Annotated in this window: 16 protein-coding genes; 7 read left to right on the forward strand and 9 right to left on the reverse strand. The window is 44.7% G+C overall.

Annotation, left to right across the window (positions count from 1 at the left end; all coding sequences use genetic code 11):
* Positions 1–215: 215 nt before the first annotated feature.
* From O9300_RS08665 to O9300_RS08675, 3 genes are read right to left on the reverse strand one after another with little or no spacing between them, the layout of a single operon-like run.
* Positions 216–713 (reverse strand): thiol-disulfide oxidoreductase DCC family protein, encoded by a 498-nt coding sequence (locus O9300_RS08665; RefSeq protein WP_147074020.1) that lies wholly within the window; start codon positions 711–713, stop codon positions 216–218.
* Entirely contained in the window at positions 685–843 is a 159-nt protein-coding gene (locus tag O9300_RS08670; protein WP_287971270.1) for a hypothetical protein, read from the reverse strand. The genes O9300_RS08665 and O9300_RS08670 overlap by 29 nt, the downstream gene beginning before the upstream one ends.
* Positions 844–888: 45 nt before the next feature.
* On the reverse strand, positions 889–1,608 hold the full coding sequence (locus O9300_RS08675) for a TerC family protein (RefSeq protein ID WP_079206768.1): 720 nt from the start codon (positions 1,606–1,608) through the stop codon (positions 889–891).
* Between the two features lie 189 nt (positions 1,609–1,797).
* Between O9300_RS08675 and psaM the strand changes: the two genes are divergently transcribed.
* The 3 genes from psaM (at position 1,798) to O9300_RS08690 (ending at position 3,871) form a co-directional block, all read left to right on the forward strand.
* Complete coding sequence (gene psaM, locus O9300_RS08680) at positions 1,798–1,890, forward strand: photosystem I reaction center subunit XII (RefSeq protein WP_012264462.1); 93 nt, start codon at positions 1,798–1,800, stop codon at positions 1,888–1,890.
* 162 nt (positions 1,891–2,052) lie between these two features.
* The gene (locus tag O9300_RS08685; protein ID WP_287971272.1) at positions 2,053–2,403 is read left to right on the forward strand and encodes a slr1601 family putative cell division protein; all 351 of its coding nucleotides are present in this window, start codon (positions 2,053–2,055) and stop codon (positions 2,401–2,403) included.
* Between the two features lie 340 nt (positions 2,404–2,743).
* Positions 2,744–3,871, forward strand: a complete 1,128-nt coding sequence (locus O9300_RS08690) for a THUMP domain-containing class I SAM-dependent RNA methyltransferase (protein ID WP_287971273.1) — start codon at positions 2,744–2,746, stop codon at positions 3,869–3,871.
* Here the strand turns inward: O9300_RS08690 and mdh are convergent, their stop codons facing one another.
* From mdh to O9300_RS08705, 3 genes are all read right to left on the reverse strand, one after another.
* The gene (gene mdh, locus O9300_RS08695) at positions 3,872–4,849 is read right to left on the reverse strand and encodes a malate dehydrogenase (RefSeq protein ID WP_287971274.1); all 978 of its coding nucleotides are present in this window, start codon (positions 4,847–4,849) and stop codon (positions 3,872–3,874) included.
* Positions 4,850–4,875: 26 nt separating this feature from the next.
* Positions 4,876–5,091, reverse strand: coding sequence for an NAD(P)H-quinone oxidoreductase subunit O (locus O9300_RS08700; protein ID WP_287733062.1), 216 nt, complete (start codon positions 5,089–5,091; stop codon positions 4,876–4,878).
* Positions 5,092–5,299: 208 nt separating this feature from the next.
* Entirely contained in the window at positions 5,300–7,951 is a 2,652-nt protein-coding gene (locus tag O9300_RS08705) for a glycoside hydrolase family 10-like protein (protein WP_287971275.1), read from the reverse strand.
* Between O9300_RS08705 and O9300_RS08710 the strand changes: the two genes are divergently transcribed.
* On the forward strand, positions 7,931–8,080 hold the full coding sequence (locus O9300_RS08710) for a hypothetical protein (RefSeq protein ID WP_287733064.1): 150 nt from the start codon (positions 7,931–7,933) through the stop codon (positions 8,078–8,080). The two genes, O9300_RS08705 and O9300_RS08710, sit on opposite strands and share 21 nt — an antisense overlap.
* 12 nt (positions 8,081–8,092) lie before the next feature.
* Here O9300_RS08710 and murD read toward each other — a convergent pair whose 3' ends face one another.
* Positions 8,093–9,496: a UDP-N-acetylmuramoyl-L-alanine--D-glutamate ligase gene (gene murD / locus O9300_RS08715; RefSeq protein ID WP_287971276.1), complete on the reverse strand. Its 1,404-nt coding sequence runs from the start codon at positions 9,494–9,496 to the stop codon at positions 8,093–8,095.
* A gap of 372 nt (positions 9,497–9,868) precedes the next feature.
* Here murD and O9300_RS08720 point away from each other — a divergent pair, with 372 nt between their 5' ends.
* Together O9300_RS08720 and prfB are read left to right on the forward strand one after the other, a co-directional pair.
* Entirely contained in the window at positions 9,869–10,981 is a 1,113-nt protein-coding gene (locus O9300_RS08720) for a DUF3747 domain-containing protein (protein WP_287971277.1), read from the forward strand.
* Positions 10,982–11,109: 128 nt separating this feature from the next.
* A protein-coding gene (prfB, locus tag O9300_RS08725) for a peptide chain release factor 2 (RefSeq protein ID WP_287971278.1) occupies positions 11,110–12,217 on the forward strand; the annotation gives its coding sequence in 2 pieces (ribosomal slippage) (positions 11,110–11,181 and positions 11,183–12,217; 1,107 coding nt in all).
* Positions 12,218–12,435: 218 nt separating this feature from the next.
* On the opposite strand, the gene O9300_RS08730 is transcribed toward prfB, so the two are convergent.
* Positions 12,436–13,854 carry an ATP-binding protein gene (locus tag O9300_RS08730; RefSeq protein ID WP_287971279.1) on the reverse strand — a complete coding sequence of 473 codons (1,419 nt, stop codon included), beginning with the start codon at positions 13,852–13,854 and terminating at the stop codon, positions 12,436–12,438.
* Between the two features lie 149 nt (positions 13,855–14,003).
* Between O9300_RS08730 and O9300_RS08735 the strand changes: the two genes are divergently transcribed.
* Positions 14,004–14,255 (forward strand): DUF8653 family protein, encoded by a 252-nt coding sequence (locus tag O9300_RS08735; protein ID WP_002739055.1) that lies wholly within the window; start codon positions 14,004–14,006, stop codon positions 14,253–14,255.
* Positions 14,256–14,350: 95 nt separating this feature from the next.
* Here O9300_RS08735 and hemH read toward each other — a convergent pair whose 3' ends face one another.
* The gene (hemH, locus tag O9300_RS08740) at positions 14,351–15,514 is read right to left on the reverse strand and encodes a ferrochelatase (protein ID WP_287971281.1); all 1,164 of its coding nucleotides are present in this window, start codon (positions 15,512–15,514) and stop codon (positions 14,351–14,353) included.
* Between the last annotated feature and the right edge of the window lie 39 nt (positions 15,515–15,553).

Below are 15,553 nucleotides of genomic sequence, written 5' to 3' on the forward strand. Positions count from 1 at the left end.
GTACGGGCGAAGCATTCGGATAGAAAATCTACCTTTTCACCGATAGGTTATTGTCCGAATGCTTCGCCCCTACAGGACGCGGGCCGATGAAGACGCAAGGTTTTGAACGACGATTCTCTCAAAATCTTGCACCTGTTTCGCAAGAAAAGCCCCAAAACCTTTACTTTGCCTACATTTCAGATTTATTCAGCAAACCCTAAATACTCCCTATTTTTTTAGGAGATTTTAACTGACTGAGAACAACGATTTGATGAGTTGCATTCCAGACGTTTTTGACGTTCTGCTAAGATTGTTTTTAAATTCGGTCTTCCGGTTAAGGTTAATCGCCAAGAAGCCCAAATTTCATAGATAATATCCACTAGAAACCCAATAACCGGCCATTTGGTAGCGGCATAAATCCAACCAATGCCCAAAATATCATAGACTTGGCGAAACACTTCCACATTTTGGAGGATAGTACCATCAGCTAGTACGGCGTGGATTCGTCCCATGGCTGCCGCGAAAGAAATACCGCCATTTTCCTCTGGATTATAGTTTTCGGCGGCAATATCGACAAAAGCAACTAATCCTCTCCCAGCATCCCGTTTTTGCAGAAAATTGACCTCGCGCAAGCAGAGGGGACATTCTCCATCGTAGAGGAGTTTAATTTTCCAAGAGGGCGATCGAGTAGAATTTTCTAAGGTATCAGCAGATGGAGTCGGTAAAGATGACATGATCTTCTAGGGATTTTCTTTTCGGTGGTCGGTAATTAGTCAGGGGTTGAGAAGTGGGGAAGTGGGGTAATGGGGGAGTGGGGGAGTGGGAAGTGGGGGAGTGGGAAGTGGGGAGAATAAATAAAAGCAATCTCCTGAATACTGGCTCGGAGAATACTGACTCCTGATGATTATTTTATGGCAATTTATCAGATTGGATGGTATCACTCTCTATTGGTTCTCGATCGTTGCGTTTTGAGAAACCCCAAGCAAAGAGGATAGCAATTAAACTAATCATAATCCATTCCGGCGGCACAAAATCGGGACTAATCACCCGCAACAGCAATCTTAAACCCACCAAACCGACGGTGACAAAACCAGCATCTTCTAGGTGGGTGTATTCTTCCAACCAGCGAATAAATAAACCCGCCATAAAGCGCAGGGTAACTACTCCGATCGTACCACCAAGCAGGATCAACCAAGTATCATCGGCCACGGCGATGGAGGTGGTAACACTATCGAGGGAAAAAGCTAAATCAGTAACGGCAATTAGGGGGATAGCTTGCCAGAGAGAGTGAAACTGGAGACTATGATGGCTGTGATCCTTGTCTTCAGGGGAGGCAAAGTAATTAAAGACTAACCAGAGCAAATATACTGCTCCCAAAAGTTCAAACTGCCAGTATTTAACCACCCAGGTGGCGGTAAGAATCAAGATCATACGGAGAATATAGGCGAAAACTAAGCCAATATTCAAGGCCTGACGTTGACGCTGATGATCTCCTAATCCCTGTGCTATGGAAGCGAGAGCAATGGCGTTATCTGCTGATAATACCGCTTCTAGGGCAATGAGAACCAACAGAATTAACGGGGTTTTTAGACTAAGGGTTAGAGATGAATCAAGGAGCGAGTCTAACATTGAGGCCGCAGGTAAAAATAAATGTAATCATGGCAATACTTCAGCTTAACGCTTTTACAACTTTCTTTTCTAGGGGAGATAACCGTCATCGGGGTGGGGAGATATGAAGTCTTGTAACGAAATGATGCAGAGAACCCCGATGATGTCGGAAAGTATTGGATGAATATCTTTATGAGGAGATAATCAGCAATGCTTTCTGATACTCAAGTTTTAGTCGCTCTGGTAATTGCTTTAATCCCCGGGATTTTGGCTTTTCGTCTAGCGACGGAACTTTATAAGTAAAGTCGCTTTCAATAAACCCTGATCCCGTCTGACCTAGCTATAGGATAGACCGATTGGGGTTTTTTCAGTGATCAGTCATCAGTTACCAGTTATCAGTGATTGGGTGTAACTTGAAGGTAATTAGCCACTTTTCTGACCGATTTTACTTATACTCATAAATCTATGACCGCACGAACACGAAACCAAACCGACAAAAAAACACAAAAAAAGCCAAAAAGCGGCAATAAATCCCAAAAATGGCAAATTATCGAGATTTGGCTGCGAATTATTGCCTATAGCGCTCTTTCCATCACGGCAGTTTTTGCGATCGCTCGTTTGCTACCTTACCAACAGATCCAACAGGCAAAATTAGAAGAAGTGCGTTTGGCGGCCCAAGAAAAGGAGGAACGCGTCAATCAATTGCGCGGTCAATTTACTCGCAGCTTCGATCCTAGTCAAGCGCGGCAAGTCATGGGGGAACAAAGTCCCCGACGGGATCCTAATCAAAGACGCATTTTTTGGGTTTCTCAGTAGATTAGCTGCTCGTGCATCTCAATTACTTGTTAAGACTTCAGGGGAGAGGAGAGAGCCACAGAGTCGGTCTGAGCATTTGTCAGGATAAAACTAATGACCACAGCGACACAATTCTTAAGCATTTCTGCCTTGACAAAAGAGGATTATTATGGTCGTGATTGGGTAAAATTTTCCGATGCACTAAATCCTGTGGCATTAATCGATTTTAACTGACTTGAGGGAATCAGATAGGAATTTACAAGGAGATGAAAATTAAAATCTTTCTGTGAAAACTGATAACTCACATCTGATAACTCACATCTGATCACTCACATCTGATCACTCACATCTGATAACTGAAATGACTCGATCCTATTTTGCCACTACCGCTAGGGGACTAGAAGAAATTGCCGCTAGGGAATTAGAATTCCTGGGGGCCAAAGAAGTGAAACCCGTATTCACCGGAGTCCATTTTCAGGGAGATCTGGCCCTACTCTATCGAGTCAATCTTTGGTCAAGAATTATTTTTCGGGTTTTGGTTCCCATTGCCGAAATTCCCTGTGGGGATGGGGAGGAACTGTATGACGGCATTCAAGCCATTGATTGGCGCGATTATCTCAGCAGTGAGGAAACTTTAGCGGTACAATGTACGGGAACGAACGATAGCCTCAATCACACCCATTACACCGCTTTAAGCATCAAAAACGCTATTATCGACCAACAGCGTCAACAGGGGAATCCACGTTCTTTTGTGGATACAGAAAATCCCGACCTGCAAATTAACGCTCATATCGAGAAAAATCGCTGTGTGCTTAGTTTAGATAGTTCTGGTCACAGTTTGCATCGTCGCGGGTATCATCGGGCCATGGGAGTCGCACCTCTGAAAGAAAGTCTCGCCGCTGCTTTGGTAGAATTATCGGCATGGCAGGATGATATGGCGCTTTTAGACCCTTTTTGTGGTTCGGGAACCATTGTCATCGAAGCGACGTTAAAAGCTTTAAATATTGCCCCCGGTTTATCTCGTTCCCAGTTCGGATTTCAGAAGTGGCCAGACTATCAACCGGATTTATGGCAATCTTTGGTTAAGGAAGCTAAAGAAAAACAAAAATCTCAGCTAAATGCGCCAATTTATGCTAGTGATGCCGATTATGAGGTTCTACATCAGGCCGAGGATAACGCCTATTTTTGTCAAGTGCAGAACCATATTAATTTTAGCTTGCAAAGCATCACCGACTTAGAACCGGCGAGCGATCGAGGGATTATTCTCTGTAATCCCCCTTACGGCAAAAGATTGGGCAATACCGAAGAATTAGGGGCCTTATATAAATCCTTCGGTGATGTCTTAAAACAGAGGTTTAAGGGTTGGACAGCCTATATTTTATCGGGAAACAAAGAACTGACCAAACAAATCGGTCTGCGTTCTTCCCGTCGCACTCCCTTGTATAACGGTTCTTTGCCCTGTACCCTCTTAAAATACGAATTGTATTAACTACATCAAAACCTTGAGACTGTCAAGGGCTAAATGAACATTTTGACGAACTGAGGCGGCAGAAGTGTGTAAATCCAGACGTTCAGCATCGGTTAAACGCACTTCCAGAATACTTTCCACACCCCGACAGCCTAGGCGACAGGGAACCCCCAGATAGACATCCTGTAAACCGTATTCACCCTTAAGATAGGCTGCCGCCGGCAGTAAACGGGATTGATTTCTCAATATCGTCTCGACCATGGTACAGGCAGAGGAAGCAGGGGCGTAATAAGCGCCGCCAGTTTGCAGTAATTTGACGATTTCAGCCCCACCGTTGCGAGTTCTCTCCACTAGACGATTAATCGTCATCTCGTCCATTAATTCGGTAATTGGCACACCACTGACGGTACAGTAACGGGGTAGGGGTAACATTAAATCACCGTGACCACCCAAAACCATAGCATGAACGTCGGCGGTACTAACCCCCAATTCCATGGCGATAAAGGTTTGTAAACGGGAAGAATCGAGGACTCCTGCCATTCCCATCACTCTTTGGGGGGGTAAACCGGTTGCTTGCCAGACTAGATAGGTCATCACATCAAGGGGATTGGTGATGACGATAAAAATGGCTTCCGGAGAATACTTGAGGCATTTAGTGGCGGCCTCAACGACAATTTTGGCATTGACATTCATGAGGTCATCGCGACTCATGCCCGGTTTTCTGGCTAATCCAGCCGTAATCACGACAATATCCGAGCCTGCCGTGTCTTCGTAGTTATTAGTGCCGATAATCTCGCTGTCGTGCAGTTCTATGCCCTGGGCTTCCATCAAATCTAGGGCAATACCCTGGGGTAAACCATTGACGATATCGAGGAGAACTACATCGGCGAGGTTTTTTTCGGCGATGCGTTGGGCCAGGGTGCGTCCGACGTTACCAGCACCAATAACCGAGACTCGGGGCGATTGACAGGGGAGGAGTGTATCGTAGAAGTCAGCCATGGTTTATGGATGAGGCAATATCCTCATCAGACGGGTTCCAGTTGTTCGAGCTTTAGCCACACACTGGGGGTAGGAACATAGAATTTAATCAAAGCGTAATCATCTTTTACATCCAAGACTTCTGCTGTCGAGTTGAACATATAACTGGGTAAACGGCGATCGCTGGCTAGGGCTTCGAGGCTATTTTCTAGGTTTCCCGTCACCACGCGGACTAAAGCTCCTTTCTTAATTGTACCTGCCATGTTTTTCTCGTTAAATTTGCTTGGGGTTTCTCCCATAAATTGTTACATATTCGGGCGGGCCTCTGACAAGAGGGTGTCGGGTGTCGGGTGTCGGGTGTCGGGTGTGGGAATGATGAATTATGAAGTGGGGAGGTGGGGAAGTGGGGAAATTGAACTAAAACCCTAAAACCCTAAAACCCCAAAACCTACCTCCTACCTTTTGCCTTAATTAAAACTCAACCATTTGACCATAACTTAAGAGACTTTGTAGGGTTGCGAGGCGATTTTCCCAGACCTGTATTTGATAGGCAGATAAATCTTTTTGTCTGGACATCACAGATTTAAATTTATAGCTAAATCGCTTTAAAGCATTTTGAGTTAAAGTCAAATTGCGAGGGCTGGGATTATTAGCCAATTGTTCTAATAGATTAGCCATTTCGTCCACTTCTTGCCCCCAAGCTTTTAAGGTTCCCTCCTCCATTGCCCATAAATTATTTATTATTAAAAAACTCCACTCTTGACGCAGGGAATTAAACCTCGCCGCCGCCGTTTTGAAGGGTTGACGGTGGGGTAAAGGTTCGGTTTTTTTCGTAATTATCGATCCCTGAATGCGATTAAGAATTGTTTGCAAGTTGGGATTGAGATTTTCTGTGGCAAAAAGAGCGAATCCCGAAGTGGGAAGATTGCGAATAAATTGTAGTTGATCGATCGTGACTTGATCGGGTACTTTTAACAGACGGATACCGGGTATAATCAGAGCATTTCCTGCAATTTGGCGATCAAATAAAGACTGGGTTTTATCTTCTAAAGTCCCTGTATCGAGAGCATAAGTCATTAAAAATATCAGGTCTATCCATTGATTTTGTCCCCATTCTTCCCAGTTTTGTTGAATACGATATAATCGTTCTTTTTGTTCTAGGGGAAACACCGCCGCCGACATTTTTAAGTTGGGGCGAATCTGTTTTAAGCGAGTAGAAACCTGCGAGACAAAAGTATCAACCTGACGGATTTTAAAGCTAGTCCATTGTTCCCATAAAGCGCCCCGGGGATTTAAAGTAATTGGATCAACTCCCGTCATTTGTTTAAATAACCAACGGCTGGATTTACCATAACCATAGGTTTGATTAGAATCTTGACTCTGGAAGGGATAGCGAATATAATCTAACTGCAAGCCATCCACATCGTAATTCTTGACAATTTCCTCGTAAAGAGATAAAAGATAGTTCTGTACCTCGGGATTAGCAGGATCAAAAAAGGCTTTTTTCGTGCCTTGACTGTAATCAAAAGAACCACCACTTTTATTAGTTGCCCCCCAATCGGGATTACGGGATAAAACTGGACCGAGATAATCTAATGGTTGCTCTAATACTTTATTATGAGCTTGATTAGCCGCCGCAAAAACCCACACCCAGGCGTGGATTTCCATATTGCGTTCATGGGCTAATTTAACGGCAACTTTTAGGGGATCCCAACCTCTAGTTAAAGGGTTTTGTTCGGGGGCAACTTGACTGGGATAAATAGTATAACTAGCATTAACTGTCTCGAAAAAGACCACATTAATACCCGCTGCCGCCATGCGATCGAATACTTTAGCTAAATCGTCCTCATTTTTAGCTTCTACGATCGTGCCTCGATCTAACCACATTGCCCGTATTTCTGGTTGGGCAAATTGTCGATTAGTGGGATAATTATCCCAAAGATTTCGCCGCGCTTGTAACCAAAATTCCCGCGCTTGGGTATAGGCCCCCTGAGCAATTAAATTCTGAAAATTATTTAAGGCTCCTTGGGCATTTTCTAGGGCTAAACGGAATCGTCTGGCTGTATCTGAGGTGGGGGAATTTTTCCCGCGATTATGAAATGCTTGTGCTAAGGATTTATCAGTATTGGATATATTACTGTTGCTGGCCTCTAAAGCTAAGAGAGTCACCCCATAACGCCCGATTAATCCCTGCAATTCCGCCGTCATCTGGCTAATTTGTTGAGGAGTTAGGCTGGCTCTGGGGGGAATTGCCTCGGTACTCGGACTTAATCTCGCCGTTTCACTGGGGGGATTTTCTGAAATCTGCGGTAGAGGGCGACGGGGTGCGATCGCAACGCGCTCGCTACGCGAGATCGCTAATGGTGTATTGTTAATATTATTAACTATTGTTGAGCTTCCTTGACAATAGGGCGCAATTGTGCTATTGGAAGAACTGCGATTAATGCCGTAGCGTTGCAGGGCGGTTTCTAGCCAAGCACTATCGAGGGCGAGATTAGCGACGGCATCGCTGCCCCAGCGCCAACCGAGAAAGATCGAGTTATTATTGAGGACAACGGCGGGGGGATTGTTGCGCGCCCCCCAGACGGCAACGGTTTGGCTATTAACTCCCGTGGGGATAACCACACCACCGAGGAGACTGCTGGCTAGAGGTTTTTGGTTTTTCAGTTCACCTAAATTAGTCGGCCGCAGGGTGTAAGCTTGGGAGTGAGGATAAGCCCAGTAAGCCCCAAATAGCGATCGCAATTGATGACGCACAGCAGGTTCCGAAAGATTCCCCGCCGGACCGGTGACAATAATTTTACCACCGCGATTAAGCCAACGACTCAAGACATCAGCTTGTAAACCGGAAATAGTCTCGACGTTGGGGATGATTAGAACCTTAATTTTATTTAAATCCGCGTCGCTTTGCCACTGATTACTCTGGAGAATGCAGTAATTAACCCCGACATTTTGCAAACGTTCGGTTATATCTGTCCATTGATTGGCATTTTCTTGACTTTTTAACACTGCCACCGGTGTCGCTAAAACTGGGATCGGCAGCAAGACACCCACACAGGACAAAAGACAGGCAATTAGGGGCTTGTTAAAAAGATGATCAAGATGGAAGGACGATCCCAGCACGTTTTTTCTCTTAATTTTTTTGGTTCACTCCTCCTGATTTTACCCAACTTAGCCGAAAAAGAGTATCTTTGGGAACAAAAATTGCGTCTTAGTCGTCGGCAACATGGTTTTAGGGTGTTAGGGTTTTAGGGTGTTGGGGTTTTAGTTGAAATTCCCCACTTCCCCATTCCCCCACTTCCCCACTTCCCCATCTCCCCATAACTGTAAAGACAATTGCCGAAAGTGAGTGCCGCGATGTTCAAAACTTGGGTATTGGTCAAAACTGGCGCAAGCGGGCGATAATAACACCACTTTAGCCTCTTTTGCCGGTCCTAGTTCAGCCGCGCGTTGAACTGCCCTGTCCATCGTTTCTACACATTCATAATCTTGATAACCTGCTGACTGTAAACGACGGGCAAAATCGGCGGCAGCGTCACCAATCAGCAGCACGGTGGCGACTTTTGCCTTAATTTCAGCGATCCAAGCCCGATCATCCCCTGCTTTCGCTTCTCCCCCCGCGATTAAAATCGCCGGACTAGGGACGGATTGTAAGCCCACTGCGGCGGCATCGTAGTTAGTTGCTTTACTATCATTAATAAAGTCTAGGCCTTTATAGGTACAAATATACTCTAGACGATGGGCAACCCCGGGGAAAGTGGCGATCGCTTCGGTAATGGCTTTTTTCTCGATTCCTGCCAATCTAGCGGCGGCCACAGCCATAAGCAAATTCTGCTGATTGTGACTACCCACCATTTTCAGGAGATTAACCGGGGCAATTAACTCCCCAAAAGCCACGATCCAGTTATCTTGGAGATAAACACCACGACTAGGATCGCCCAAAAGCGCAGCTTTGCCCTTCACAGAAGTCCAATAAGCTTGTTGCCATTGACTAACACCGATTTGACGCAGATAGGGATCATCACCGTTGAGGATTTGGCGATCGCTTTTTTGCAGTAAAGAGGCTTTAATCCGATAATAATTTTCCAGGGTTTGATGACGACTGAGGTGATCGGGGGTAAAAGTTGTCCAGATGCCGATTTTCGGCGATAAATCCCGACTGGACTCGATCTGATAACTACTAATCTCCGCAATAATCCAATCGTATTTATCGGCTTTTAAAGGCAATTCACAGGCAGCATAGCCGATATTACCGCAGGAAGGGGCATTTAACCCCGCTTTTTGAAAAATAGCGGCACAGAGGGCGGTGGTGGTGGTTTTGCCGTTAGTTCCCGTAATACCCAACCAAGGGGAAGATTGCAGATAACGCCAAGCTAATTCTAATTCTCCGATCGTATCGATGCCTTTTTCTCTGGCAGTAATTAAAATCGGGGCATCCCAAGGCACCCCGGGGCTAACCACGATAAGATTAGGCAAGTCCGAAGCCTCTAGACTGAGATTTTGACCAAGATTGACAATAATTCCTTCCCTTTCCAGATTGGTTTTGGTTGCTTGTAAACTGGGAGAATCAGAGCGATCGCTTAATGTCACCTGCCAACCATCCCGTTTTAAGCATCTTGCCGCTGCTATTCCCGATCTTCCCAATCCAATAATCGCCGCTTTCGCCATCTTGTTGCCACTCTACTCAAGAGTCAATTTTTAGCAATCTCTATCCTACTGTGGATTAGGTCGAGTAATAACTAGGGTTTGCGGCAAAAAGTTTTTCGGTGGGGGCAGGGTGTAGGGTGTGGGGTGTAGGGTGTGGGGTGTAGGGTTTTAGCGATTTTGAGGGGGTCAATTACCTAATTTTCAGGGAAAAAGTCCAGGGATTTTCCACCCGATCACTACCAGATCTGGTACTTTTTGGAAACCAAAAAGTCTAAAAGTTTTACCCAACAAGGTTTTTAGATTTATTGAGCAAAAGAAAACAAAATTCTCTGGCTTACGTCTAGATCGATAAAATAAATGCAAGTACAATCTCTATAACAACGCTCCCTATTTATGAATCTAAAATCATCCTTAAAATTTACCCTACTGTTTTCACTTCTGGGGGGTTGCCTCCTGACTAGACCGAGTCAAGCAACTCTCTTTGAACAAAGAGAAGTTAATCAAGAAGATTTTATCGCTATTGCCCGACCCTACGGTAACGGTAAATACGATTTACTGATTTTGCAACAAATCCCAGGAAAACGCCAATGTTGGGCGGTAAATGGCACAGAACCGACCATTGTTCAGCCTCTGCTCCTCGATTTCGATTTTACCGGCAGTTGTGAACGGGCCACCGACAGTAACGGTTATTCCCTTCGCATTCAGGGCAAAGATTACGGTTTAGAATACCTGCTGCGTATCGTACAACGCAACGGGGAATTAGTCCTTGTGGGAACCCCCCGCAATCCCAGGCAATCGGAGGTAATTATTGGACGGACAAAAGGTTTAGGGACCGGTTTAATGCAAATTTATCTCATCGATGGCTGGCGCTTTACTAAACGCAGTCTAGCCGGTCAAAATCTCAGTCATATCTATCTAACTGCCGATAGTCCCAATTTCAATCCTCCCCCGGAATTACTCGCGGGTAATAGTTATTCCCTCCCCAGAGAATCCGTCAAAGCAGAAACACCTGTTAATCCTGCTGCTAATCCCGAAGTGCGAGAATATACCTTTACCGCTGCAGAAACAGCAGTAGAGAGCAATCCTCAGCCAGTGGTCAATAATCCATTACCAGAGCCAAATTTAACGCCACCGTCCCCAGTTACCCCTAATTTACCCCCCCTGACTCCTCCCAATTCTCAGAATAATAATGCAATTGTACCACCACCGCCACCGCGCAACCTAGGCAATCCCAGAAGTTTATCAGACGTAATCACTTTTAATCGGGCTGCCGCTAATCCCAGTAGTGGTAATATGAGCAATAGTGGTCGCCAAGGTTTTAAAGTAGTAATCGAAGCTAAAACAGAGAGCGATCGCACTAGGGTTCGTTCTCTCTATCCCGACGCTTTCCCCACTTCCCACCAAGGTCGTCGCGTCTGGCAAATAGGCGCGTTTAGTAGTCGTGATAAGGCTGAAAACGCTTTACAAAGTCTTGCCCCCCTGCGCGGATCGATCGTACCATTTTAGCCGTTAAAAATCCTCAGATGCCCCTCTTATTAAGGGGGGATCGGCATTTCCCTTAATCAAGAGGACGGGGAAGATCAAAGGCAAAATCCATCGTCTATTTAATTACAACCACTTACTTAACTGATAACATGGAAATATCGGAACTAAAAAAAGGTATCGAGATAGTAGGATCGCGCCTGGGTAAAACCCAGGACTATCTTTGACTTACCCACTTTAAGGGCGAAAATTAAAGACTTAGAACAGGTGGCAGCCGTCCCCACTTTTTGGGATAATCCCGATACTGCTCAAAAAACCCTGCAAGAACTAAATGAATGTAAATCTTCTTTAGAAACCTATCAAAGTTGGTGTGGACAATTAGAAGATACCAAGGCAATTATCGAGTTATTAGAATTAGAATCCGATCGAACTTTGCTAGAAGAAGCGACGGACAATTTAACTCATTTACAGCATGACCTCGATCGCTGGGAATTGCAACGGCTTTTAAATGGTCCCTACGACGCAAAAGGAGCAGTTTTAACGATTAATGCTGGGGCCGGGGGAACCGATGCCCAAGATTGGACAGAAATGCTCCTGAGAATGTATTCTCGCTGGGCCGAGAAACAGGGATATAAAGTCACTTTAGCGGAAATATCAGAAGGAGATGAAGCGGGAATTAAATCGGTGACAATTGAGATTGCCGGAACTTATGCTTACGGTTATCTCAAAGGAGAAAAAGGCACCCATCGGTTAGTAAGAATTTCCCCTTTTAATGCTAATGGTAAACGTCAAACCAGTTTCGCCGGGGTGGAAGTGATGCCAATTTTGGGCGATGATGCGGTGAGGGTAGAAATTCCCGATAAAGATTTAGAAATTACCACCACTAGATCGGGGGGAAAAGGTGGACAAAATGTTAATAAAGTGGAAACTGCCGTGCGTGTGGTTCATCTTCCCACAGGTATCGCTGTGCGTTGTACCCAAGAGCGATCGCAATTACAAAATAAAGAAAAAGCCCTAGCTTTATTAAAGGCGAAATTGTTAATTATTGCTCGGGAACAACAGGCTCAAGCGATCGCCGAAATTCGCGGCGATATGGTGGAGGCCGCTTGGGGCAATCAAATCCGTAACTATGTTTTTCATCCCTATCAATTGGTGAAGGATCTGCGTAGTAATGTGGAAACCACCGATGTTACCGGGGTAATGAATGGGGATTTAGATAGCTTTATTGAAGCCTATTTACGTTTGGGGGGTGCAGTTTAAAGAAATGTATCGCCGTTGTCGTCCACAAGTCCCACTCCCGTGTGGACGCGATGATAAAATCTCCTCTTGGAAAAATGTCGATTTGCGTTGAAGCACTTTTTTGCTCGCTGTATAAGGGTTTCGCCGATTTGACATCCCTAAAATGGATTTGCGTTGAAGCACTTTTTAGCATTTCCACACTTCGACTAAGCTCAGTGTACACTTCGCTCAAGGCTAGTCTAGGCCCAAAAGGGGAGATAACGAGCATAACGAGTTGATTTAGATTCAGATTCGTCAAGTTTAATCAGTCCTGCTTCTTTAGTTGCCCCAATCACTTGAGAAACAGTATTGTTTTTTGATTCATTTAAACAAAAGCGATTTCGTAAGGTTTGGTTAGACATCCGTTGATTATCGACATAGAGGAGACAACAGTGCTGATAACAAGCGCGAATACGGTCAGATTGACTCATTTTGCCAAAATCCTGATGAGCGAATAGGATAGAAGTTGTTCGGATCTCACCTACTCTAAAATCTGGTGCGGGAAGTTGAAATTTCTCGGCAGCGGAAATAACTTTATCAATACCACTGCCCTTTTCTTCACAAATGCCAAAACGACGCATTATGTCAGCTAATTGCTCATTACGGGAGCGATATTCGTCTATAAAGCGTTCTACTTTGATAAAAGGAATACCAGGGTTAGAGATTTCTACTCGATCATCATACATTTCAATCATCACCGAAGCGCCTGTAGCGAGAAAGTCCTGATGAATCAAAGCATTGGCGATCAGTTCTCGCAAAGCTTGTGGAGGAAACATTTTCACTTCTTCCCTAAGAACCTCCTCGATGACGCGATTTTGAGGGGCTAAATCGTGGACAAAATTAACTAAACCATCAAAACCCACAGCATATCCCTTAGTTCCTGTCTGTTCCAGTCGAGTTTTAATTTTACCTGTTCCCTCATAGATAATCACTCGTGGTGCTTTACGCGCTAAGGTAGGGGAAAAGCTCTCAAGTTGTCTGGCCAGAAGGATGGCAGATAAATTAGGAATTGTCCAACCTTGTGGGGTTTTTTGCAGGAGTTGATCGCCTTGTAATCTTTCTAAAACAGCATCACGATGGCTAGGATAGGGAAGCTTGAGCAATTCAAAGTAGGTTTGGGTGTCTAATAGGTCAATAACCTCATCTGGACTAGCATGAGAACGAGCAGGTTGACAAAACCAATCTTGTTGATCTTCAGCAAAGATGCGCTTAAGCAGATCAGGTGTCATGGGTACTAAGTCTTCCCCTGCTCGCATTAGATAAGCACCTTCAAAGGCGATAGGTTGTCCTGTGGGACGGGTTGGCACTTCAAAAACCAAGACACGACCATCAGGGTGGGCCAATTCGGTGATTTCCACGCGCAAGCGAAGTTTTTGAACGATTAGCGATTTAATGCTGTTAATTTCTTCGGGTGTAGGAAAGGCTTGTGAACCAACAATTTTACGGGGACGTTTATCGGTAACACCTAAGATAAAATGGCCACCTCCTTCATTAGCAAGGGCGACGCAATATTTTAACAGTTTGATTGTATCAAATTGATTTTTAGCCTGTTTAAATTCTAGTCGCTCATTTTCCACTGGAGCATTTAACCAACCTTCTAGGGTCTCTAGGTTTATCATGCAGTAATCTCCTTCTGGGTGGGAATTTCCGTTTAGGGGGGAACAGTGCGGGTTATACTGATTCCTAAGATGAGAGCAGCTCTATTTTCTTGCAAATTCTGTTCTTATTGCTTGTTAAGCTATTTGTCCTCTACTAAGAAGAAAAATCAATGGTTATTATCGAGATTACCAATGTGGAAGAAATATTGAGCGCAAAAATTGGCTCTTTCGCCGCTAAAATCGTCCAAGCTCTAGCAGATGATGAAGGGAAAGTGGAAGAGGTTCTCATCAAAGAATTACAGGCTAATTTTCAGGAAAGGGGGATTAAAGCTAATCTGTTTAGCGTCACTGGGTTAGATATGCTCGGCAATGGCAGGCTAGAAGTTAACGTTAATGTTCGTTCTGCTAATATGATGTCCTAAGAGAAGATAAAATCGCCAATGGTTGGGTTTAACTATGTTTAACCCAACCTTATTTTGGTAGTTACCGTCAAAAGCAATGGCAGCGAAGATCGAGGTTATAATAAACCCACAAAATGTAAGGGTCCTTGACCAGTAATTAATTCGATAATAATTGCCAGAAAACCGATCATCGCTAATCGACCATTCCACACCTCGGCTGCCGTTGTCATTCCCCATTCCCAACGCTCCTGGGGATACATTTTCATATTCGCTTTCGGATGGGTAATTTGCTCGAAAGTGGTGGGTTTCTCGTCTAGGGATTTTACCACTAACTGGGAGAGAGATTCGATAAACATCGGGTGAGTGTTAAGAGCCGGTACTCGCTGAAAATGTTCAATTCCCGCTTCTTCCGCCACTTCTCGATACTCTATATCGATTTCTTGCAGGGTTTCGATGTGTTCCGAGACAAAGCTAATCGGCACGACCAATAAATTCTTAATTCCCTGCTCTCCCAACCCTTTTAAAGCATCTTCAGTATAGGGTTTTAACCATTCCACCGGACCGACGCGACTTTGATAGGCTAAAGTGTACTGATTGGGTCGGTTTAGAGTACGCATGATCGCCCTAGTACATTCTTCAATTTCCCTTTGATAGGGATCTCCCGCTTCCTCCACATAACTTTGGGGGACACCATGGGCGCTAAAAAAGATATGTACTTGGTCAGGATTAGGACACTGCTCTAATTCTCGCGCAATCAGATCCGCCATAGCACTCAGATAGGTGGGATGATCGTACCAAGAGGGGATGAGAGTATATTCCGTTAAACGCAGATAGGGATCCTGCTGCCACATTTCCTCTAGCACACGAAAACTGGAACCACTGGTGCTGATGGAAAATTGGGGATAAAGGGGAAGAATAACTAATTTTTTGATATGATCCCGTTTAATCCGCTCGATCGCTTCTTCAGTGAAGGGATTCCAATAACGCATCCCGATATAAACGCTCACCTCGCGGCCCATTTCAGCGAGACGTTGTTGCAGTGCCGTGGCCTGTGCTTCCGTAATCTTGAGTAAAGGGGAGCCACCACCGATCTGACGGTAATTTTCCTGGGATTTACTCGCTCTTAGCGTCGATATTAACCAAGCTAACGGTTTTTGTAATCCTTTGATCGGTAAACGGATGATCTCTGGGTCAGAAAAAAGGTTAAATAGAAAAGGACGCACATCCTCTAACCGCTCCGGCCCACCCAAATTTAATAATAAAACGCCAACGCGACCCATAGTGTTAACAGATAATTTTTAAATTTTCAGATTCTTTAC

The sequence above is a fragment of the Microcystis sp. LE19-195.1E genome (genome assembly GCF_027532095.1).
In the GTDB taxonomy this organism is placed as follows: domain Bacteria; phylum Cyanobacteriota; class Cyanobacteriia; order Cyanobacteriales; family Microcystaceae; genus Microcystis; species Microcystis aeruginosa.

What these genes read in the sequence shown, in the direction of transcription:
- O9300_RS08735 (WP_002739055.1), top strand. Translation starts at nt 14,004, where the DNA reads ATGGTTATTATCGAGATTACCAATGTGGAAGAAATATTGAGCGCAAAA.
- O9300_RS08710 (WP_287733064.1), top strand. Translation starts at nt 7,931, where the DNA reads ATGGAAGGACGATCCCAGCACGTTTTTTCTCTTAATTTTTTTGGTTCA.
- O9300_RS08730 (WP_287971279.1), bottom strand. Translation starts at nt 13,854, where the DNA reads ATGATAAACCTAGAGACCCTAGAAGGTTGGTTAAATGCTCCAGTGGAA.
- O9300_RS08690 (WP_287971273.1), top strand. Translation starts at nt 2,744, where the DNA reads ATGACTCGATCCTATTTTGCCACTACCGCTAGGGGACTAGAAGAAATT.
- O9300_RS08675 (WP_079206768.1), bottom strand. Translation starts at nt 1,608, where the DNA reads ATGTTAGACTCGCTCCTTGATTCATCTCTAACCCTTAGTCTAAAAACC.
- hemH (WP_287971281.1), bottom strand. Translation starts at nt 15,514, where the DNA reads ATGGGTCGCGTTGGCGTTTTATTATTAAATTTGGGTGGGCCGGAGCGG.
- O9300_RS08720 (WP_287971277.1), top strand. Translation starts at nt 9,869, where the DNA reads ATGAATCTAAAATCATCCTTAAAATTTACCCTACTGTTTTCACTTCTG.
- mdh (WP_287971274.1), bottom strand. Translation starts at nt 4,849, where the DNA reads ATGGCTGACTTCTACGATACACTCCTCCCCTGTCAATCGCCCCGAGTC.
- O9300_RS08700 (WP_287733062.1), bottom strand. Translation starts at nt 5,091, where the DNA reads ATGGCAGGTACAATTAAGAAAGGAGCTTTAGTCCGCGTGGTGACGGGA.
- psaM (WP_012264462.1), top strand. Translation starts at nt 1,798, where the DNA reads ATGCTTTCTGATACTCAAGTTTTAGTCGCTCTGGTAATTGCTTTAATC.
- murD (WP_287971276.1), bottom strand. Translation starts at nt 9,496, where the DNA reads ATGGCGAAAGCGGCGATTATTGGATTGGGAAGATCGGGAATAGCAGCG.
- O9300_RS08685 (WP_287971272.1), top strand. Translation starts at nt 2,053, where the DNA reads ATGACCGCACGAACACGAAACCAAACCGACAAAAAAACACAAAAAAAG.
- O9300_RS08665 (WP_147074020.1), bottom strand. Translation starts at nt 713, where the DNA reads ATGTCATCTTTACCGACTCCATCTGCTGATACCTTAGAAAATTCTACT.